Source organism: Hymenobacter armeniacus, assembly GCF_014699055.1.
GTDB classification, from domain to species: Bacteria; Bacteroidota; Bacteroidia; order Cytophagales; family Hymenobacteraceae; genus Hymenobacter; species Hymenobacter armeniacus.
Genome location: NZ_JACXAC010000003.1, coordinates 541,051 through 560,989, shown reverse-complemented (window position 1 = coordinate 560,989; position 19,939 = coordinate 541,051). Strand labels below are relative to the sequence as shown.

The window sequence follows — 19,939 nt, the reverse complement described above, 5'->3', positions numbered from 1 at the left end:
CTTATGCCCACTACTACTGTACCAGAACTGCTTAAGGACAACGAAGCACGCAACTCGTTTCGCGACTTTCTGTCCCACACTCTTATTGGCCCTGGTACCGACCTATTAGCGGGTACTGACCCAAATCGGGAGCAATTGGCAGACCTCCCCCTGCGACGCTACTATTCGGGCGTACTTTTTCCAAGGCCGACTGCAACAACCACCAGCCAGATGGAGGGTGTTGACACACAGGATGAAGATGGCAATGATGATGAGGCCGATGAGAATGACCAAAAGGTCGAAGACCAACAATCAGCCGAAGAAACAGCCGATGGTGAAGAGCCAGAAGAAAAGTCTGAAGAGCTAACCGACAACTCGAGCACTACGCAAGAGCAACGTAGCTGGACTCAAAACGCAGTAGAATACCCGGCGGCTAATCAGTTTTTCCCTGATAATATGGGTCTGACGTGTTGTGTGGCTGCGGAAGTGCATGAACTAACCGTCGAACTGGAACTGGGTGTATACATCATGCTCGACCCAACCAATACGGTGGGTGCTGAACAGTTCAGAGTTCCATTTCCAGGCGGCCGAAATGTACTTGATGACCTGTTTGCCGCGGATGGCTTTCCTGACAGCTTGCGTGAGCTGGTGGCTTACGATGAGGAACATCATTACCTCACTTTGACTCGGCCGGTAAGTGGACAGCGAGGAGCTGGCCGCACCGGCGACTATGCTGACCTTGAAACTTTCAAACGAGCTCGGCGAGAAAATCGAAAGCTGGTAGCACTACCACAATTTGAGCGGCTTTTCTACCCGCGCTGGCAACGGCATCAAGTACAGCTAAGCAAAACACTGGTTTTGGCTGATGCCGTGCGAGAGCCTATACCGCTCGGAGCAGCAGATGGATTTCCGGGCCATGCTACTGCGCAACTGCATACAAAAGTGCTACCACGAGGGGCATGCAATTATGTGAAGGTGCTGCTAGCTAACACAAGTTATTTCGAGGGAGAAAAATTAATGGCTTCGAGCCAGCCGCTCAACGAGCTCTGCTTTTTCCAGACAACCCTGCGCTTAAGAGTGCCAGCCGGGACAACACTCTTGTCCCACCAGCCGATTAGCGAGCAAGCATTTGACGAAGAAGCACGCACACTTCGCTACCTGTACCGTGACGTGCATTCTTACGGCCAAGGACATAGCTGCGCGGTGCAGTGGGAGAGCATAGACCAAGGTGCGTTGCCACCAGCACGGCCAACATGGCTAGCTACTACCTGGCTGCCGCAAGTAACGGTGCCCGGCATGAGTAATGACTTGCGTGACCGTGATGAATTGACGGACGCCGTAAAGCAAGCTATGGCTCGGACGTGCGAGTTGAAACGGCTATCAATTTGGAGCGAGTTGACAGCCGAAGAAACCGTTGCCGAGTTGTTGGATTTCGCTGGTCAGTACAAGATATGGCTGGATGCTCAGGCTACGGAAGCGCATGAAGAAGAGAAGCGACGAGACGCAACCTCGATGTCGTTTGCCAATGTGTTGGAGCCAATTATCCAGAAACAGCAGGACACCTATGACCGGCTAGTGCGCAACATTAAGCTGCTCAATGAGCCGGAAGCCATGAGCTGCTTCCAATTGGCCAATACAGCCATGCTCATGCAGATGGTGGTATCGGATGACCCAACGTGGGGCAATACCGAAAAAGAGCCTAATGTGCCCCTGCCGGACGGCGCACCGGTTAATCTATACCGGGAGTTGGACTCGTTTGAGAACCATCCCGGCCGGCGTAGTGGAGATGGCCACGCACCTTTTCAGTACCGCCCTTTTCAACTGGCCTTTTTATTGCTGAATCTGGAAGCTATTGTGGACCCTACCTGTGCCAACCGGCGGGAAGTAGTAGACCTTTTGTGGTTTCCAACGGGAGGTGGCAAGACTGAAGCTTACCTAGCTTTAGCGGCATTTACTATAGCATGGCGACGGCGTTTGAACCCGGCCCAAAGTGGTGGCACCTCGGTGCTCATGCGTTACACGTTGCGACTGCTTGCCTCGCAACAGTTTGAACGGGCAGCGCGCCTTATCTGCGCTTTAGACATGCTCCGTTTAAAGCTGCCCCAAGCACGGCTTGGGAATGAGCGAATTTCTATTGGGCTTTGGGTGGGCGGCAGTAGCACCCCCAACCGATTGGAACCAGGCCCCGACAGCGCCATGAGTTGCCAGAATGAAATGAACCAAGCGCTGGCAAACAACCGGAATCCTCCCACTACTCGATTAGCAGGTGCTAGAGATAAGAATCGGTTTGCTTTATCGGCGTGCCCATGGTGCGGCTCGCGCTTATTTGGCATGCACAATGCAACTGGGCGACCTGTGCACGGCTTTGAAGTAACAGGGGGCAACAATGGGCGCTTTGCTGTGCGCTGCCTCGATGAGCGGTGCTTCTTTCGGGGTAGCCCAATGCTCCCCATTGATGTAGTGGATGATTCGCTGTATCGCAATCCCCCTACCCTGCTTTTTGCTACTGTAGACAAATTTGCACAGCTGGCACACCGGGAAGAAGGGTACCGGTTTTTTGGGCTAAACCAGAATGGACGCACCCCACAACGACCACCTGACCTCATCATTCAGGACGAACTCCACTTGCTGAGTGGCCCACTGGGCTCAGTGGTTGGCTTGTTTGAGGCGGCAGTGGAGCTGCTGGCTACCCGAGACGGAATAGCCCCCAAGATTGTAGCTTCGACCGCAACTACCCGCAACACAGAGCAGCAAATTGCCGCTTTGTACGGAGGCAGGCAGGTTGCGGTGTTCCCTCCAACGGGAATAAGATACGATGATAGTTTCTTCGCAAAGGTTACGGCGGGCCGGCGAGTCCATATTGGCTTTATGCCTACAGGCAAGACCGGAGCCGATACACAGGTACGTGTCCAAACCGGCTTATTGGCACAACGAGCATTGTTGTTGCGACAGTTAGCGCAACAACCGGGCTGGTCCAAACTTTTGGATAACTATTGGACGCTGGTTGTTTATTTCAACAATCTTAAGGACCTAGGCAAGAGCTATAATCAGGTAGGCGCTGAGGTTGCCGATTACCTACGCCTTCTGCATGCGCGCTACGGGCTGGATTCTCAGCAGTATCGTTTTGCTTACCAAGGCTTGTTACAACGTACTAGGGAACTAACAAGCCGCATCGATAGCGCTCGGATTAAAGATGCACTCAAAGCGGTTGAGGTTTCATTTCCAGAAATAAAACCGCAGTACGACCCTGAAACTCGCCAATTAACTCCGCGCTTAGAGACCGTTGACTTGGTTCTGGCCAGCAACATGCTGTCGGTCGGCATCGACGTTGAGCGCTTCAACCTGATGTTAATGGTTGGCCAGCCGAAGGTGGTTGCCGAATATATCCAAGCATCGAGCCGAGTTGCGCGTAAAGTGGCTGGGCTGGTAGTGAATCTACTCAATCCCAACCGGGCAAGAGAAAAGTCTTACTTCGAGAACTACGTAGCGTTCAACCAAGCCTATTACCGCTATGTGGAGCCATTGAGTGTAACGCCGTACACCGACGTAACCCTGGATAAGGCCCTCAGTACCTTACTCGTCGCTTACGTGCGGCAACGTGCTGGGGGCATCCCTGGCAAAGCACAGGCTGGACAGTTCACGCCCGCTCAGGCCGATGGTCTCCGAGATTTCCTTAGCCAGCGCATAACTGAGCCTGAACAGCGAGCCCACGCACAGCAACAGCTGGATAGCCTGGTGTTAGACTGGCAGCAGCAAGCTGCCCAAAACGCTGCTATGACGTATCGCGACGGCCTTATCAAACCGGTGGATTCTGATTCACCATGGGCGTTGATGACTTCCATGCGAGAAATAGATACCACTACCATCATTCAAATGAATCCTGCCTAGCCCTTTTATGCAAGGACCAAGACCACCCCGGCGCCGCTACGAGCAGCAGCCCACCCGCAAAGTAGTGACCGGTGCGGCCGCACCTGGTGCCCTTGTTGAAACTACAGATGGCGCACTGCTTGTGCAGCCTTTTGAGCATTGGCCTTATTATACCCAAGAGCAACATTTACTGGTTGACAATGAGATACTGGATGCTCGTTTCAAGCAGCGGTTGCAACTTCATTATTCACGACTGGAACGCCTCGTTCGTGTGCCGAGCAACGAATTACGGCGCGGCTACCAATTGGCTAATAATGATGGAGTACTTCTAGGAAAATACTTTCCTGAATGGGCCTATTGCCCCATCAGCAACCGATTTCAGAAGGTTGCCGATTGGCGTGCAGCATGGACATCCAATGGTAGAGAGGCTAATCAGTTTAATCCACCCAAAAGCTTGGTACCGCGGACTCGCCAACCAGGCAGCCCGGTACGAATGCAGCGCTTGGAACAAGTACGTTTTGTGCTTGTATCACCAGCAGGCGAAGTTGCTGATATACCCTGGGACCGATGGTTGCTAGCTCGTCAACCAGGACGGGTCAGGGTGCAGGAGCGCCATGGAGAGTTGCAGGCTACCATGCTTGACTTTGAAGCAGCACAACCCGCTGGCTTTAGCTTTATTGAATATAGTGTATTTGACCGATTGGGTGACCTGAGTGGCATTTTCTTAACTGCTAAAAATCAGCAGGGTCAACCTCTACAAGATGCCAACGGTCAGCAAATTCGCACAAGCCTGAATGGGCTTTATAGTCTGCGTGTCCGCCGTTCCGATTTGGTACAGTATGGTTTACTCCCTTTTCAGAACGGCACGAGAGGCCAATCCCGGCCAGGCGACGAGCATATTTTGTTTCGGCCAGTTATTCGGAGCAGTAATAGTATCTATTACGCTAACAAGCTGGAAAGTCTTTATATACCGACAAGACTGACTCAACGAAGCACCGAGCTAATTGATTTGATACGCACTAGTCATGAGGAAGGTGATACGGCGGAAAGAATCAGCAGGGATATTAAACGGCATCAAAGTATTGAAATTAGTGTAGCTTATATCACTGCCCTCATTGATGCGGATTTCGAGCTTACGGATGAAGTACTTGATGCAAGCGAGTTATTATATCGGCAAGCGGAGTACGACTATTTAACCCGGGATGAGCAAGGCGAACACCGAAATGCAACCACCGGTCGACCCGAGTTAGTGTTTACGGCAGTACCTGGCTTACAGCTGCCAGGATTAGCAAGGATATATCACCTCGACCAGTTGAAAATGGTAAGTGTGCAACCTTCCTATAGCCGCTTGGACCCATTGCCCTCCGAACAGGCCCTCCAGCCTGACGTGTATTCACCGACAAGCCCTAATCAACCGGTTAATGAGCGAGAGGGCAGCGCTATTCGAAAACACTACATCAGCATATACGGCAATCAAGCCAGGTTTTTGCCTGCATACGAGAGCTATGGCGAAGGAATATTTTTACAATTTGACCGAGACGAGCTGCAAAAGTGGGAGGATGAACACAACGAAGTGGGTGAGCAAGCTCGGCTGATACAGGCCAATTATCTCCAGTCATGGCAACGACAGGCAGGGCGTGTCATAACTGCGTCAGAAGTGATGATACACACCTTCTCTCATTTGTTACTAAAAGAACTCGAGTTTCAGTGCGGCTATCCGGTCACTTCCCTGCGTGAGCGGCTCTATTGTGGTGACGGTATGGCTGGAGTACTCCTATTCACGGTGGCCGGCGCAGAGGGTAGCTACGGAGGACTGGTAAGCCTTTCGAAGGATGGCAGGTTTGAAGAAATCATCCGCACCGCATTAATGCGCGCTACTGACTGTTCATCTGACCCGGTGTGCTGGCATCCTGGTGAACAAGGACAGGGAGTAGGCGGCTTGAACATGGCAGCCTGTTCTTCATGCTCATTGGTACCTGAAACCTCGTGCGAGGAATTTAATTCCTTTCTGGATAGACGGTTAGTAATAGACCCTAAGTTTGGCTATTTCCGCAAGTTGGTTGCTGCCGGATTATGAGTCAACTCATTGCCAAATAAAAAATACGCTGTTAAGGTCTAAGCTAGACGTTGCAGCCTGTGCTGCTCGGTCGTAATGCCGCAGCCCACATTTAGAGGGTGTTTGGGATTTAGTTGGGGCATATCCGATTGAGACACATGGTTGAATTCGCAATGAGCAGCCACGCTTGATGGCTGGCGGGCGTGAATTCGTAATCGACCGCCAAGCGCCGAAAGCAGGCGAGCCAGGCGAAGGTGCGTTCGACCACCCACCGCTTGGCCACGGGCACAAAGCCGCGCACACTCGGCGGCCGACTGGCCAGTTCGTGGCGCAGGCCCAGCGCCTGCAAGTGGGCGGCAAAGCCGCCGCGGTAGCCGTTATCCGTGAGCACGGTGACCAGGCGCTGGCCCCAGGCAGGCCGTTGCGGCAGTAACCCCTGCGTGGCGGCCGTGCCGTCGTGGCCGTTGGCCGCGTGCACGTAACAGGCGAAAATGCGGCCTTCCACGTCCGTGATTATCTGCCGTTTGCGGCCGTTGACGTGCTTGCCGCCGTCGGTGCCCCGGTGTTCAAAAATGCGCGGGGCCAGCTTGGCGCTTTGGCTGTCCACGCACACGAGCGAGGGCGTTGCGGCCCGGTCGGCCGCTAGCCGGTCGGCCCGGTTCAGCGCTTCATTGAGGCGGGCCCACACGACGGGTTGCCAGCGCCGGAAATAGTAGTACACGGCCGTCCACGCCGGGAAACCGGCCGGCAGGGCGCGCCACTGGCAGCCCGTGCGGCAGACGTAGCGCACGGCGTCGAGCACCTGTCGCAAGCACAGGCGCCGGTTGCCGTGCACGGGCAGCAGTGGCTGCATAACTTGCCACTGCGAGTCAGTAAGGGGTTGATAGCCGTCAACCATTTTGTAGCCGGAGCCTTGGAACTCCTGCTGCAACTTACTGACTCGTTTTTATTTAGCCTGCTTTATAATCCCAAACACCCTCTTACATACAAATGTCCCCGCAGTCGGATACAAAGCAATATGAACAAGACTATTAATTCTGCTACCGAATTAAAGAGAATCGTTGAGGTGCTTCATCAGGGGGGACTAAATATGACTCCAGAGGGCATGGCCTATGCAGCCAAAACTGAGGAATATATCCAGCAGTCTTACGAAGGCCGGAGCCTATTCGAGCTAATTCAAAATGCTCGAGACGCGAACCAACTAGCTGGGAAGGCGGGCGCGGTCTGGTTTGAATTAAAGGAAACGGTGTTGACCGTCGCCAATACTGGCTTACCGTTTTCCGAAGCTGGCATCGTTGCTGTGTCGCGGGTTGGCGAAAGCACCAAGCACAGTGCTGAAACAATTGGATTTAAGGGCATTGGATTCAAATCGGTTCGACAGCTTACCGACCGGCCACGGGTGGTAACACAACATGGCACTTTTTACTTTGATGAGAGCGAAACACGTAGGTCATATGCCAATAGCATAGGCAAGGGCTGTCCACTCTTCTTGCTGCCTTATTACTTGAAAGCCAAACTGAGTAAGGTGGACTTGGCGCAAGGTATCGTTACGCGAGTAGAGCTGCCCTTGCGCGACGAAACTGCCACTCAATGGGTACACCGCAATTTCACGGAGCTGAAAATTGAGCAGCTCTTGCTCCTTGACTGGCTAACTGATGTGAGTTTTACAACTACCCAAGGCCACAACCGGCGCTACCACTTACGCAAAGACCGCAATGGCCGGAGCTTGACAACCAAGGTCGACGACCAGCCAGAGAAGCATTTCCGGTTGTATACTCCTAGAAAACCGGTGAGTATTCCTCTCGAGGTAATGGCCGGACTTGGTGAGAAGGAAAAAGCGTTGGTATCAGCCATGGAGCAGGTTGATATCCGGATAGTTTTAGGAGCCAATACCGACGGCAGCTACCGGCCTATACCAGACGCAGCACTTTACCTGTTTTACCCGCTCGGGCTGAAAACGGGCTTTTCCTTTATTATCCACAGTTATTTTCTGGTTAGCCCTTCACGCACCGAGTTGCGGGCAGATGCCAAGTTGAATACATTTTTGCTAGAAGAAATAGGAAGGTATATCGGCGGCGAGCTATTGCAACGGCTAAAGAAAGTTGGGTGGGATACCAATGAAGTATTGTGCTATAACCGTGAGGAAGAAAAGTTGCGGGTGCTGCACAACAGCGTTAGGGACACTCTCCGAAACCAGTCGTTTATCTATTGCGAGGGCGAGTATCTGCAAGCAGCGGATGTGATGACAATAAGCGCAAGTTTAGCTGACCGTCTCCTGTTGCAACAGTTTGACGGGAAAAGGCTGGTTGTAGCGTCAGAAAAAGTCCGTGACTGGCTTAGCAGTGAATTTGGAGTGCGCGAATTGAATCGCAAGAATTTAGAAGCAGAACTTGAAAAGGAATGTGAGCGCCGTCGACAGACAAAGGACTGGCCTTTCTTCGACCAATTCTACCGCTACCTGAGCGCTAAAGATGCTCCCGATATGTCGGACCGGGCGGTGCTGCTCACGCAACATCAACTGCTGGTATGTGGCAAAAAAGTAAACATCTTTTACATTGCCCGAAGCCAACGTAATACGTTGGACTTGCCTATTGAACTGGCTGACGCAGTGCAGATGCTCCATAAACGCTTCTCATTTCCCAATGAAGGCCTGCGTCTTTTTCAGGGGCGCACCGGTTTGCGTGATTTCGAGCGTGCTTCATTGGCAAGCGCACTGCTGGAGCGGATGGGGCCACAGAAACCGCTGAACTGGGAATTACTTGGCGTGCTCTACAGCATGCGAGACGAAGTCAGCGCCGAAGATTTTCAGAGTGAGGGCGTTGTACCTACGTCTGATGGGCAGTGGGTAAATCCGATTCACACTCCAGTGTATTTAGCCAGCAAGGAGTTGCGGGCACTGTATTCTAAACGTGGAAAGTATCTAGAAAAAACTGTTTTCGAGCGACTTAAAATCGGAGCCAATGAAAAGCAGGAATTCATGCAGTGGGCCGGAATATGGCGGCGACCAGGCATGTACGTACAGCGGAATGAGCGGACGTTACATCCGAATGATTCCCGCCATCCGCGAATTGGTTGGAACCAACAGTTGAGTCGCCGAAATATTGAGCTGCGAAGGGAGCGAACAATTGATGAGCCTGAAAACCTTACTTCTTGGTTTGCCACACAACTATTGCATAATTGGAGTTCGTACCGGTATTTTCTTCAAAAAGATATTGACGGGAAAAATCCAGAGTATTACCAGAACAACAGCTATTACCAGTCAATTCAGTACGACAGCAGGGTGACTCTGAGCGGAGCTGCGGAATGGCTGCGCAAGAAATCTTGGTTGAGAACACAACTGGACGAAGTAGAAGGTACATTCAGCAGTATAGGGGAAGTCGTTTTCGTTGGTGACCAAGACCATACCAACGCTCTAGACCGGGCCGTCGTGCAGTATTTACCGGTTGTGGCGGTTCCTTCAATGCAGTTAAACCAATTGGCACTGGACTTGGGCGCGGTGACATGGCCAAGTACTTCGGGCAGTCAGTTCGTATCGTTGTTAAAGCTATTTTATGCACACAACGAAGCACGGCTGGCTACTTTGAAGGCCAATGAAGCTGAGAAGCTAAAACGAGCCTATAATCATGTACTTACCAGGCTTTACGAAGCAACTCTTGGGCGCGGCGAAGAAGTACCGGATGGGCTTGAGAGTGTACATTTTCTAGCAATCAATGGGCTCACCGGTGAATTAAGTTGGTGCGAAGGCGAAGAAGTCAATTATATTGACGACCCGGCTCTTTACGAGCAACTGCCTCCCGATTGGCAAGCTGTACTCCAACCTCAATTTACCAGAGTAGAAAGCAATCAGTTTGGCAAAATTGCCAAACAAGTAGGGAAACGTCTGACGGAAGCATTGAACCGTAAGGTGGTGTTTGGTGAGCTGCAACGCGAGTTCACACTTGCCAAGCTAATGGGCCATAACTTGGTTGGGCTCCTTGCCCTGATGGAGCAAAAGATGGACGAGGCGCTGACTGACCAAGAAGTCGTCAAACTCACCGACATTAAGGTCCATGAAGTAGAAAGTCTGGAGCGGGTTTTATGGTGGGACAACGATGAACAGAACGAACATCATTTAACGCTCACGCACTTTGTTGGCGAGCCAGAGGATGGCGAAGCCGTGCTGTGGGTAACGACAAATTTTGGGAAGCGGCCAGCAGCAGATATTGCTTCGGCACTGGTGCAGATAGCGCAAGAACGGCTCGACAAAACCGAAGTTAACTGGGTGCATGTACAAGCAACTCTTGAGGACTACCTGGATTTGTCGCATACAACGGAATTCTTAAAACGGCACCACGTGGGCAGAGAGCGGATGCTTGAGCTGGAGCAATTTCTCCAAACTGCTGGTAGTAGCCTAATAGCATTCTGGCGAGCCGTAGGCCAAGCAATAGGTTCTCCAATACCAGAGGAGGCAACTACACTAGACGAGGCAACCCTAAATCTTAGCCTTTCTCGTACTCTACTAGCGCAGCTTGCACCCGAAACCTTTCGTTATAGCAGGCTGTCGGATAGCGGCAACCGAAAGGCACTGCTGGCGCTGCTGAAAGTTTTACGATTGCCATTCAGCACGTTACAAAATGTGTTGGAGGAGCCCATTATCCAAGAAGAACTGTGGGGCAATGAGTGGAAAAAAATGCTGACTAAGTACCAAGCTGCATTTCAAGCGTGGCAGTATGAGCGGCTATCCGAGCCGCCTATAACGAAGGAAAAACGAAAGCGGCAGCAAGGGTTTTCAAAGCAACTAGAGAAATACAAGCTATTACCAGCGCGGCCTTATCCATCCGCATTAACCAATAGCTTAGAAACGCATTTTGAGCGGGTATTGCGTGATAATTTTCATGAGCTAGCTGACATTTCGGTGCTGAAACAACAGGAAGAGAAACCTGCACAGTGGTACAATGACCTATTTCGGCAAGCGTTGCTAGTTCTTCAGAAACAAGTACCGCAGGAGGAGCACGCATGGCTTGACGACTTTCTGTCTGGAAGCCAGTTGCGTGACCTATTGTATTTCGGGCATACTGAACCAATAATGCAGGCTTATGAGATATGGGCGGCCCCTCAACGCGTTATTTCTACAACAACTGGGAACAATGAAGGAGATACAGACGCAGAGCATCCTGACCCCTACCGCAATCCAGCAGGTATTTTTAGAGGAACAGCCAATATGCGGGCTACAGCACCAGCCGAGGAGTCCTCTCCTGATGAACAGTGGCGGAGTAGCGGCGGCGGGGGTGGTGGAATGAGTGGTGCAGCCAACAATGAAAATAATACTCGCGTTGGGCTACGTGCCGAACAACGCGTATTGAGCATGTTAGCTGAGCAACATGAGCAAGTGCGTTGGCTTTCGTACAATGCAAAGGATGTGGGAGCTAATGACAAATGGTATAACCCGGATGGTGATGACCGGCTAGGCTACGACATTAGTTATCGTGACTCCAAAACAAATGAGGAAGTACGCGTGGAAGTAAAAGGCACCACTGGGGAGGGCGGCCGTTTCTTCATCAGTCAAAAGGAAGTGCAAGAAGCAGGTAAGAAGACCAGTCCCTACCGCCTACTGTATGTGACAAACGCAGAAGATGACGACAAAGCCCAAATTCACGACTTGCAAAATCCGTTCAGCAATGGACTAAAGTCACTGCACGAAAATCCTGCCTTTACACCCATGTGGCAGAAGATGCAGATTTCTTTTACCTTATCCACAGATGCGGAGGAGCAATAATTAAGATTAAAGTGTGTTTCCAAAATTCCGATTGGCGGGGCCAAGGTCACTGAATACCCCTCGACGCATTGAACAAGCGGCAATGACTTCATCGGTGGCACCATTCCGGTGTTTTGCGATGTCGAAGAGGACGGTATCAGCGGTTGCGGTGCCGTCCTCGTACTCCGCGATGTTGTAGTACTCGCCGCGCCAGAGGAAGACGATGCAGTCGGCGTCCTGCTCCAGGCTGCCGGACTCGCGCAGGTCCGAGAGCAGCGGGCGCTTCTCTCCTCCCCTTTTCTCCACGTCGCGGCTGAGTTGGGAAAGGGCGATGACGGGGGCGTTGAGCTCTTTGGCCAGCTCCTTGAGGCCGCGGCTGATGCTGCCCACTTCCTGCTCGCGGTTGCCTTTGGTGTCACCGCGCAGGAGCTGGACGTAGTCGACCAGGACCAGGCGCAGCGGGTGCTGGGCGTGCAAGCGGGTGCACTTGGCGCGCAGCTGCTGGACGGTGAGGCCGGGCGTGTCGTCGAGGTGCAAGGTGTGGCCGTGGGTGCGCAGGCGCTGGGCCTGCTGGCGGATGTGGGCGACTTGCTCGAGGCCGCCGGGCAGGTTGCCGCGGCGCAGGTCGGAGTTGGAGTAGCCGGGCACTTCGCTGGCCACCAGGCGCTGCATGAGCTGCAGGATGGGCATTTCGAGGCTGAAAATGGCGGTATGCTGGCCGTGGTCGAGGGCGGCGGTGCGGGCGAAGTGCAGCATGGCGGCCGTTTTGCCCATCGCGGGGCGGGCGGCCAGGATGATGAGGTCGGACGGCTGCCAGCCGCCGGTGAGGCCGTCGAGCTGGGTGAGGCCGGTGGGCACGCCGGTGAGGCCGTGCTGGCCGACGGCCTGGGCCAGGTGGGCGAAGGTAGCTTCCTCGGCCGCGGCGGCGGTTTGGCCGGGGCGGGTTTCGAGGCTGCGGTGCAAGGTGGTGAGGTGGGTTTGGGCGTCGCTGAGCAGCGTGAGCGGGTCGCGGGTGTTGTCGTAGCCGTAGGCGGCCATTTCGGTGCCGGCCTTGATGATGACGCGGCGGGCGTGTTGCTCCTGCAGAGCGCGGCAGTGGGTTTCGAGATGGGCGGCGGAATTGATTTTGCTGGTGAGGCCGGCCACGAAGGCGGGGCCACCAGTGCGGGCCAGGGTGCCGCGACGGCGCAGCTCCTGGGTCACGGTGAGGATGTCGGCATGGTCGCCAACCTGCACCAGGTCGCGGATGGCCCGGTACACCTGCTGGTGGGCGGTGCAGTAGAACACTTCCTCGGTCGTGAGTGTGGCCAGCATGGTGCGTTGGGCATCGGCTTCGAGCAGGGCGGCGCCGAGCACGGCCGCTTCGAGGTCGAGGGCTTGCGGAGGGAGCAGAATGTGGCGGGGAGCGGACGTGGTGGGGCGTAGGTTCATGGGAATGATTGGTTAGCTCCAGCGGGAGGGGTCGGTGGGTTTGGGGGCGGTGCGGGCCCGGCTTGGGGCCGGCAACTGGCCGGCGGCCTGGAACTGGGCGCGGCGGCGCATCCAGTTGCGGAAGGCGGCGCGCCAGTTGGCCATGGGGGTTTTGCCGCTCACGCGCCAGCCGTTGCTTTCGTAGTGGTCGTGGAAGGCGGCGGCTTCGGTTTGGGCGTCGGCGCTGGCGGGGTGCTGCTCGGCGGCGTAGGCCTGCACGTCGGCCAGGGTGGGGCGCGGGGCCCCTGGCTTCGGGTCGGTGGCCGGCTTGGCAACTGACTTTTTGGAAGAGCGGGCGGGCGCGGCGGCGCTAGCCGCTCCCCTCTCTTCTTTTGAAGATGTAATTGAAGGTGAAGATGAAAGTGAAGGGGTTGATTTTTGCTTAACCCCGGTGGTTGGGATTTGCTTATCCTGGGTGGTTGGGTTTTGGTTGGCGGTTTGGTTAAGCAAACTGGGATTTCCGCCCTTTTTGCCCGCTTCAGTGCGTACCTGGCGCAGGTGCTCGTCTTTGACCATGCGGCGGCAATAGAGCGCGCCATCGGACTCGCGGCGGCTGGCCACGCCGTAGGTTAGGAGGGTGGTTAGGATTTGGTTGGCACTTTGGTTATCCAAACCGAGGCGGCGGGCGATGACGGCGTCGGGCATGGGCTGGCCGTTGACGAGGAGCACGCCGCGCTCGTCGCTGTCGTGCATCATCAACAGCAGCTCGAACCAGGCCCCGCGCTGCAGCAGGTCGAGGGCCTGGACGCCCTGGTCCTTGTGCCAGTCGCCGGGGTAGAATTGGATAGCCGGAAGCTTCATGCCTGCGGGGGCGTGGGCACCAAAGTGATGGAATCGGGGGCGGGGGCGTCGAACAGGTCGAGCTGGCGGTAGTCGGTGCACTTGCCGCGCAGGGCGGCTTCGACCTCGGTGAGGACAATGGCCAGGGTGGTTTCGAGCAGGCCGGCGTAGGGGTAGGTGGCCAGCTCGTCGTCGAAGGATTGATAGGGCGTGGTCAGGTTGAGCACCCGGCCGCCGGTGAGCTCGCGCTGGCCGATGAGCGTGGCGCCGCCCTGGTGGCGGGCCAGGGAGAAGCCGGTGACGCGGAAGGTTTCGAACAGCGCGGGCAGCTCTTCGGCGTCGTCGGGCCAGTAATCGGACGTTTCGGCCAGCTGCTCGGTGAGCAGGCACAGGTGCGGCACGAGGCGGCTGAGGGCGTGGAGGAGGTCGGGGTGCACCTACTCGGTGCAGGTAAGGGCGAAGGCGCGCGGGGGGGCGTCGTCGGTGCGCTGCTCGGTGAATTCGCAGGTGAGGCGCTGGTCTTTGACTTTTACCTTCTGGATGGTGATGAGGGAGCGCGCAGGCGCGGGGCCGTCAGTGGTGGCCGGGCCGACGAGGGGCAATAGCTGGGACATGACAAGGCGGGTTTAGGCGGCCACCCGGAGCGGTGACGGCGTGGGGGTTGGGGGCCCGTCGAGGGGCCGGCGGTTGTAGCGGGACAGGTAGCGGTCGAGCTCCGACTGGCGGAAGCCCCACTCCTTCTCGTTGAGGCGCAGGCCGGACAGGCGACCGGCGCGGCGGGCATTGCGGACGCCTTCGGGCTTGAGGCGCATGTAGTGGGCAGCCTCGCGCACGGTCAGGATACGGTCGGGCGCGGGCGGTGGAGTTGGCGGGGCGGCCGGGGTGGCGGCCTCGGTGGCTTTGAGGCGCTGCACGTCGGCCAGCAGCTGCCGCCACTCCTGTTCGGGGACTAGCAGGGCGACTTGCATGGCTACGCGGGAACTTGGGGGCTCAAGGCCACGGACTGACCGTTAGCCAAGGTTTCGAGGTCGGCGCGGCGCTTTATTTCCGCGGCCAGCTCTTCGAAGAAGGCCTCGGCCACGTCCATGTTGAAGTAGCGGCCGGACACGACATTGTAGACCTGCTGGCGCGTAAATGCCTTGCCCTTAGCCTCTAAGTTGGCGATGATGCGGGCCGTGTAGTTGCTGCGCTTGCCGAAAAGGTGACGCTGCTCTGAAATTTTCTTTGCTATGTGTTCCATTTTGTTTGCCGATTGTTTAACTTTGATTCCGAAGCAGGACAATTTTACAACAACAAATTTGAACTGCCAAATTAGTTTTAACACTTGTGTAAAACAAAATGGAACAACAAAAGCAGATTGGCGACCGCCTTGCAGCTATAATTGAGCACTATGGAGACTCTGTTTATGGTGCTGCCAAGAAACTTGGACACGACCGGCCGACGAAATTGTACAACTTTATTGGCCACAAGTTCAAGCCTGGCTTTGACACGCTGGTGGAAGTGCTGCAGACTTACCCGGAGGTAAACCCGGGTTGGCTGCTGCTGGGCAATGGGGAAATGCTGACCCCGGCCAAAGCTGCTGAAGAACCCAAAACGACAAAAAAGCCTGCTAATGAGCAGGCACATGTGCACTATGGTGGGATGCACGCTCCAGCGGTCATTACGCTCAACATGGCGGGCGACGAAGGCATCATGCTGGTGCCAACACCGGCGCAGGCCGGCTACCAGTTGGCGCGAGAGAAACCCCAACTGTTAAAAGAAATGGACCTGGAGCTGCTGGCGCTGCCGCAGTTCTCGGGCAAATCGCACCGGGCCTTTGAGGTGGAAGGCTCCAGCATGGAGCCGACGCTGTGGACCAGCGACGTGGTAATTGCGCGCTGCGTGGACGACTGGCGCATGGTGAAGCCCCGCCACGTGTACGTGGTGGTGACCGACGAAACCATGATGGTGAAGCGCATTCCCAAACCCATTCAGAACGGCGACGAGGAAGTAGAGCTGCTGTCGGATAACTCCTACTTCTCCCCTCACTTCATTCCCCGTGAAACAATCTGGGAAATCTGGGAGGTGCGCGGCATCCTGACCACGCGGGTACCGGCCAACAAGGAAGAAGCCTTTGAGCGGGTGGCGGGCCTGCTGGAAATCATGGCGCGGGACTCCTCGGATATGCGCGGCCGGCTGCTGGAAATGATGGAGCGGATTACGGGCCGCAACGAGCAGCTGCGGCTGGTGTAGCCACCTGGAAAAGCAGTTCAGGTGGTTACGCGCCCTGCTACGCCACCTGTTTATTTTCACGACTAATTAATTTTCACACTACCGGAAGTCAATCAAGGAGTTAGCGTCTCGTTTTTGAGGCTGGGCGCTACCCCGGCTCCGGGTACTAGGTAATCGAAAGCCGGCCCCTCTCACGGATGAGAGGGGCCGGCTTTTTTGTTCTATTCGGAGCCGGAGTCGAACCGGCACACTTTAAGCCAGCTCAATAAAAAAGGTGGAGCCTTGCTTTTCGCGGCTTTCGAGCCAGATGTGGCCGCCGTGCAGCTCCACGATTTGCCTGGCGATGAACAGGCCCAGGCCGGTGGTGGTTTCTCCGCTGAGGCCGGCCCGGCGGGTGGGGTTGAATTTGTCGAACAGGTTGTTGTGCAGCTTGCCGGGGATGCCGATGCCGGTGTCCTGCACCGAGAGGCGGGCCCGGCCGTCGTGCTCGCGCACGCCCACCGTGACGGTGCCGCCGGCCGGCGTAAACTTCAAGGCGTTGTGCAACAGGTTGTCCAGCACGCGGCCGAATTTTTCGGGGTGCAGGCTCGCTTGCAAGGAGGCCGGGGGCAGGTCCAGGGCCAGCGCGATGCCCTTTTCCTGGGCCGCGAGGCGGTGCAAGTCCAGCTGCGCGGCGAGGTAAGTGGGCAGGTCGGTGGGGCGTTTCTGCAGGCCGTTTTGGTCGAGGTCGCCGACGTAGAGCACGTCGCGAAGCAAGGCGTTGGCGTGGGCGCACGCGGCCTGAATGAGGCCGAGGTAGTGCACCATTTCGGGCGGCGGCGGGGCCTGGCCGGCGCGGCTGGCCACCTCGCGCTGCAGCAGGTCGGTGAGCAACTCGATGTGGGCCACAGGGCCTTTAAGGTCGTGGGTGGCCAGCTGCAGGATGGTTTCCTGGGCGTCGTAGAGGCGCCGGAGCTTGGCTTCGAGGGTTTTGCGGGCCGAAATGTCTTCGAGGATGGTGTAGCCCAGCTCGCCGCCTTCGTCGGGAAAAAGCACCGAATGCACCCGGCACCAAAACGAGGACCCATCGGCGCGCACCATGCAGGTTTCGAGGGTGAAGGCGGGCATTTTGTGCTCCCACAGGCGCTTTTGCAATTCCTGCCAGTCGGCGCGGTGGTCGGGGTGCGAAAACTCCAGGATTTTGCGCCCCACCAGGTCGTCCACGCCGGCGCAGCCCAGCATTTCCACCACGGCGCGGTTGGCTTGCTGAATCACCAGGTCCGGGGTGATGATTTTTTGCCCCAGCGGCGCATTCTCGAACACCGTGCGGAACCGGACTTGGCTCTGCTCGTAGCGGTCGGGGGCCGCCGCCTCCTGGCGCAAGGCTGCGGCGTCAGCCGCTGCCGAAGCCGCGGGCTGGTGGTGAGCGGGTTCTTGCGGCATGGGGATAAAGGCTGGTGCGCGGGGTATACGCGCGCCGCCGGCAAAGAACCGGACCAATGAGTGGAGCCTCCGCAAGGGGCCAGCAGCGGAGCCTCGTTAAGCCGCCGGCGTTGGGCGGCCGGTTGGCAGTCTATCGAACCGTTCCAGCACCAACGGAAAGGTAATCAGCTTTCCAAATACGGCGTCGGCGATTTTCGTTGCTTACTCCGGCGTGAGGGCTGGGCGCCCCGTTGGCGAGGCCAGGCACGCCGCCACGGCCAACGTCAAAGCCGCCGTGCTGGCCAGCGTCCGCACGGTGTGCCAGCGGTTCCAGGGCGATGCAAACTGCACGCGGGCGGCTTCGGCCGCGGCGGGCGTAGCCGTGGCTAGCGGAAAAGCGGCCAGCGCGTCGTTCAGGGGAATGTTGCCGCCCACCGTGACGCCTAGGCTGCCCACCAGAAAGAGCCCGGAAGCCGCCACCAGCAGCCGAAACCGTTGGGAATGCGGCCGCCCGGCGTGCAACACGGTGGCCAGCGGCAGCAGCAGCGGCGCGCCGAAAAAGCTCGCCGCAAACAAGGGGTTTACAATGACCTCGTTGATGGCCTGCATGGCTGCGATGTAGGCCGGCGCGGGCAACCGCGCCAAGCCAGGGTTGACGGCCACGGAGAAGCCGTAATACACACCGGCAATCAGGCCCGTCGTCGCGGTGGCCAGGCCCAGCACAATGGTTCTGCCTTGCATGGAATGGAATTGGGGATGGGGCAAAAGATTAATAAGATAGGCTGGCCGCCTGCCGCAGGTAAGTGGACTCGTGAAGCTGGCGGAGCATGAAGTCGGCCACGTCGGCCCGCGAAATCTTGATTTTCAGGCCGGACTCGGTGGCCGGGAAGCCGTGCCGGTACTGGCCGGTGTGCGGGCCGTTGGTGAGGGTGGCGGGGCGGGCAATGGTCCACTCCACCCCGCTGTCGCGGATAAAAGCTTCCTGAATTTCCGAATCGGCGAAGGCGCTGCGCAGGAACAGAGGCACTATCAGGTATTTGTAGGCGAAAGGCAGCGCCGGCCGGCTGTCGCCCATGCCCAGGGTGGTGAGGCACACCAAGCGGCGCACGCCGGCTTGCGCCATGGCCTCCAAGATGTGGCGTGTGCCGGCTGAGCGCACGGGTGCCTTGTGCCCGGCCGGGGCGCCGAGGGCCGACAGCACGGCATCGTGCCCGGTCACGGCGGCCCGCACGGCGGCGGCGTCGAGAACGTCGCCGGGCACCACGCGCAGGCGGGGGTGCTGCACGGCCAGCTTGGCGGGGTTGCGGGCAAATGCCGTGACGGTGTGGCCCTGAGCGAGGGCTTGCTCGACGAGCTGGCGGCCGGTGCCGCCGGTGGCTCCAAATACGAGTAGGTTCATTGTCTGTTGTTTTTTTTAACAAAGGACCGAGTCACCCACCCCCAGAAAATAGAATGAATCCGACAGGCTAGCGCAACAGCGCCGGAAAATCAGACAGGCCGGGCTGCGCCTGCTGCCGAAACCGCAGCGGCGACGCGCCCGCGAATTCCTGAAAAGCCCGAATGTGGTGCGACTGGTCGGCGTATTCCTGCTCAAACGCCAGGTCGGACAGCTTCTCGAACCGACTGGCGCGCAGCTGCGTCAGCGAAGCCTGGAAGCGGCAGATGCGCGCAAACAATTGCGGCGAAATGCCCACATGGTGCTTGAATTTCCGTTGCAGGCTCCGTTCCGACATGCCCACTTCGTGGAGCAGGGCGGGCAGTGAAACCCGGCCGCCGCTGGCTTGCAGCTGCGCTAGCGACTGGCGCACGCGGGCATCGACCGGCGCGTGGTGCCGCGCGAAGCAGCTGCGCAGAAAGTCGGCCAGCTGCGCCAGCCGTTCGGCCACGGTTGGGCGGGCGGCCAGTTCTTCGGCCAAGCCACGGGCCCGCGGCGCATCGAGCAGGGCCAGGTCGAGGCAGGTATTGGTGAGTTCCTCGGCATTGAGCCCAAAAACGGCCGCCAGCGCGCTAGGCTCAAAGCACACGCCGAGCGTTTGGAACGGACCGTGCGCCACGATTTCGGTGGCGCTGGTGGTTTGGCCGTAGAGAAAGCTGCGCGGCCAGGGCTTGTTGGCGCGGCCCTGCAGCGGCGCGTCGGGGGTGAGTTGGGTGATGAGGCCCGGGCAGCCGTCGGCCAGCGTCGTGAAGGTTTGGGGTGCCGCAGGGGCTTCGCCCGTGGTTTCCAAGGTCCAGAAGTAGCGCACGTAGCCGCGCAGGTCGTCGGGAGGAGCTAGCTGGTGGAAGTGCATTGCGCAGGAATAGGGCCGGTGTGCCGCCGAACCGTTGGAGCATTGGCTGATAAATATACGCAAGCCGGCGCCCTTGCATTGCCCGCCGTAAACCGCGGGCGGCTCGGTTCAGGGCAGTGCGGTTGTTGACAGCGGTGTGCCGCTGGGCGCACT

General features: G+C 57.2%; 15 protein-coding genes. 4 read left to right on the top strand and 11 right to left on the bottom strand.

Going from position 1 to position 19,939, the window contains the following annotated elements:
* Positions 1-3 precede the first annotated feature (3 nt).
* Both IC234_RS10620 and IC234_RS10615 read left to right on the top strand, forming a co-directional pair.
* Positions 4-3,867, top strand: a complete 3,864-nt coding sequence (locus tag IC234_RS10620) for a helicase-related protein (protein ID WP_190924289.1) — start codon at positions 4-6, stop codon at positions 3,865-3,867.
* 7 nt (positions 3,868-3,874) lie between these two features.
* Positions 3,875-5,923 (top strand): DUF1998 domain-containing protein, encoded by a 2,049-nt coding sequence (locus IC234_RS10615; RefSeq protein WP_190924287.1) that lies wholly within the window; start codon positions 3,875-3,877, stop codon positions 5,921-5,923.
* A 109-nt stretch (positions 5,924-6,032) separates the two neighbouring features.
* Here IC234_RS10615 and IC234_RS10610 read toward each other — a convergent pair whose 3' ends face one another.
* Positions 6,033-6,800, bottom strand: coding sequence for an IS5 family transposase (locus tag IC234_RS10610; protein ID WP_223827603.1), 768 nt, complete (start codon positions 6,798-6,800; stop codon positions 6,033-6,035).
* 15 nt (positions 6,801-6,815) lie between these two features.
* Here IC234_RS10610 and IC234_RS10605 point away from each other — a divergent pair, with 15 nt between their 5' ends.
* A complete protein-coding gene (locus IC234_RS10605; RefSeq protein WP_190924283.1) occupies positions 6,816-11,657 on the top strand; it encodes a DUF3883 domain-containing protein in 4,842 nt (1,613 codons plus the stop codon).
* A 6-nt stretch (positions 11,658-11,663) separates the two neighbouring features.
* Here the strand turns inward: IC234_RS10605 and dnaB are convergent, their stop codons facing one another.
* The 6 genes from dnaB to IC234_RS10580 are packed head-to-tail and all read right to left on the bottom strand — an operon-like array spanning position 11,664 to position 15,210.
* The gene (dnaB, locus tag IC234_RS10600) at positions 11,664-13,067 is read right to left on the bottom strand and encodes a replicative DNA helicase (protein ID WP_190924281.1); all 1,404 of its coding nucleotides are present in this window, start codon (positions 13,065-13,067) and stop codon (positions 11,664-11,666) included.
* 12 nt (positions 13,068-13,079) lie between these two features.
* A complete protein-coding gene (locus IC234_RS10595) occupies positions 13,080-13,907 on the bottom strand; it encodes a hypothetical protein (protein ID WP_190924279.1) in 828 nt (275 codons plus the stop codon).
* The gene (locus tag IC234_RS10590; protein WP_223827602.1) at positions 13,904-14,323 is read right to left on the bottom strand and encodes a hypothetical protein; all 420 of its coding nucleotides are present in this window, start codon (positions 14,321-14,323) and stop codon (positions 13,904-13,906) included. The genes IC234_RS10595 and IC234_RS10590 overlap by 4 nt, the downstream gene beginning before the upstream one ends.
* The gene (locus IC234_RS21795; protein WP_223827601.1) at positions 14,324-14,500 is read right to left on the bottom strand and encodes a hypothetical protein; all 177 of its coding nucleotides are present in this window, start codon (positions 14,498-14,500) and stop codon (positions 14,324-14,326) included.
* A gap of 12 nt (positions 14,501-14,512) precedes the next feature.
* Entirely contained in the window at positions 14,513-14,854 is a 342-nt protein-coding gene (locus IC234_RS10585; protein WP_190924277.1) for a helix-turn-helix domain-containing protein, read from the bottom strand.
* Between the two features lie 2 nt (positions 14,855-14,856).
* On the bottom strand, positions 14,857-15,210 hold the full coding sequence (locus IC234_RS10580; protein ID WP_190924275.1) for a hypothetical protein: 354 nt from the start codon (positions 15,208-15,210) through the stop codon (positions 14,857-14,859).
* A gap of 122 nt (positions 15,211-15,332) precedes the next feature.
* Here IC234_RS10580 and IC234_RS10575 point away from each other — a divergent pair, with 122 nt between their 5' ends.
* Positions 15,333-16,118 carry a S24 family peptidase gene (locus IC234_RS10575; protein ID WP_190924273.1) on the top strand — a complete coding sequence of 262 codons (786 nt, stop codon included), beginning with the start codon at positions 15,333-15,335 and terminating at the stop codon, positions 16,116-16,118.
* A gap of 231 nt (positions 16,119-16,349) precedes the next feature.
* Here IC234_RS10575 and IC234_RS10570 read toward each other — a convergent pair whose 3' ends face one another.
* The 4 genes from IC234_RS10570 to IC234_RS10555 all read right to left on the bottom strand — a co-directional run bounded on the left by IC234_RS10570 (position 16,350) and on the right by IC234_RS10555 (position 19,786).
* On the bottom strand, positions 16,350-17,519 hold the full coding sequence (locus tag IC234_RS10570; RefSeq protein WP_190924271.1) for a PAS domain-containing sensor histidine kinase: 1,170 nt from the start codon (positions 17,517-17,519) through the stop codon (positions 16,350-16,352).
* 201 nt (positions 17,520-17,720) lie between these two features.
* On the bottom strand, positions 17,721-18,239 hold the full coding sequence (locus tag IC234_RS10565; protein ID WP_190924269.1) for an anthrone oxygenase family protein: 519 nt from the start codon (positions 18,237-18,239) through the stop codon (positions 17,721-17,723).
* 28 nt (positions 18,240-18,267) lie between these two features.
* Complete coding sequence (locus IC234_RS10560) at positions 18,268-18,897, bottom strand: NAD(P)-dependent oxidoreductase (protein ID WP_190924266.1); 630 nt, start codon at positions 18,895-18,897, stop codon at positions 18,268-18,270.
* 67 nt (positions 18,898-18,964) lie between these two features.
* Complete coding sequence (locus IC234_RS10555; RefSeq protein WP_190924264.1) at positions 18,965-19,786, bottom strand: DUF6597 domain-containing transcriptional factor; 822 nt, start codon at positions 19,784-19,786, stop codon at positions 18,965-18,967.
* Positions 19,787-19,939: the final 153 nt, after the last annotated feature.

Coding starts and splice junctions, on each gene's coding strand:
- IC234_RS10620 (WP_190924289.1), top strand. CDS start 4: ATGCCCACTACTACTGTACCAGAACTGCTTAAGGACAACGAAGCACGC.
- IC234_RS10615 (WP_190924287.1), top strand. CDS start 3,875: ATGCAAGGACCAAGACCACCCCGGCGCCGCTACGAGCAGCAGCCCACC.
- IC234_RS10610 (WP_223827603.1), bottom strand. CDS start 6,800: ATGGTTGACGGCTATCAACCCCTTACTGACTCGCAGTGGCAAGTTATG.
- dnaB (WP_190924281.1), bottom strand. CDS start 13,067: ATGAACCTACGCCCCACCACGTCCGCTCCCCGCCACATTCTGCTCCCT.
- IC234_RS10595 (WP_190924279.1), bottom strand. CDS start 13,907: ATGAAGCTTCCGGCTATCCAATTCTACCCCGGCGACTGGCACAAGGAC.
- IC234_RS21795 (WP_223827601.1), bottom strand. CDS start 14,500: ATGTCCCAGCTATTGCCCCTCGTCGGCCCGGCCACCACTGACGGCCCC.
- IC234_RS10585 (WP_190924277.1), bottom strand. CDS start 14,854: ATGCAAGTCGCCCTGCTAGTCCCCGAACAGGAGTGGCGGCAGCTGCTG.
- IC234_RS10570 (WP_190924271.1), bottom strand. CDS start 17,519: ATGCCGCAAGAACCCGCTCACCACCAGCCCGCGGCTTCGGCAGCGGCT.
- IC234_RS10565 (WP_190924269.1), bottom strand. CDS start 18,239: ATGCAAGGCAGAACCATTGTGCTGGGCCTGGCCACCGCGACGACGGGC.
- IC234_RS10560 (WP_190924266.1), bottom strand. CDS start 18,897: ATGAACCTACTCGTATTTGGAGCCACCGGCGGCACCGGCCGCCAGCTC.
- IC234_RS10555 (WP_190924264.1), bottom strand. CDS start 19,786: ATGCACTTCCACCAGCTAGCTCCTCCCGACGACCTGCGCGGCTACGTG.